The 552-nt window shown below is 44.7% G+C and carries 2 tRNA genes and 1 rRNA gene; all 3 read right to left on the bottom strand.

Annotated features, from left to right (window positions below):
• Window positions 1-145 precede the first annotated feature (145 nt).
• A tRNA-Ala gene (locus LXL81_RS29005) sits at window positions 146-219 on the bottom strand.
• A gap of 86 nt (window positions 220-305) precedes the next feature.
• Window positions 306-379: transfer RNA gene (locus tag LXL81_RS29000), tRNA-Ile, on the bottom strand.
• Between the two features lie 56 nt (window positions 380-435).
• Window positions 436-552 (bottom strand): 16S ribosomal RNA (locus LXL81_RS28995); the annotation flags it as partial.

The following is a 552-nucleotide window of genomic DNA, read 5'->3' as shown; positions in this document are numbered from 1 at the left end:
CTTATCGCAGCTTATCACGTCCTTCATCGCCTCTGAGAGCCTAGGTATCCTCCATGCGCCCTTAATTCGCTTGCGCGTTTATTATCTTATTCTCTTTTGCTTCTCAATATGTCAATGAACTCGTTACTTTCCTTTGAAAGTAATGTGGAGAATAACGGATTCGAACCGTTGACCCCCTGCGTGCAAGGCAGGTGCTCTAGCCAGCTGAGCTAATCCCCCAAGTATTTTTTGTTTTTTTCGGAGTGCAAAAGTAGAGTAATTAAATTACTTATCCTAATACAATTCCATTGTTTTTTTAAATTTAGTGGGCCTGCGTGGACTCGAACCACGGACCTCTACATTATCAGTGTAGCGCTCTAACCACCTGAGCTACAAGCCCCTACATTTAAAAATATATGATAAAGATAAACTAAAAGCAGAGTTTCTCGTCTCCAGAAAGGAGGTGTTCCAGCCGCACCTTCCGGTACGGCTACCTTGTTACGACTTAGCCCCAGTCGCCGATTTTACCCTAACGGTGTCTTTAACCTACCGCTTCAGGTCTCCCCGACTCCC

It is taken from the genome of Dyadobacter sp. CY356, from assembly GCF_021440195.1.
Taxonomy (GTDB): Bacteria; Bacteroidota; Bacteroidia; order Cytophagales; family Spirosomataceae; genus Dyadobacter.
This window is presented reverse-complemented; position numbering and strand designations above follow the sequence as displayed.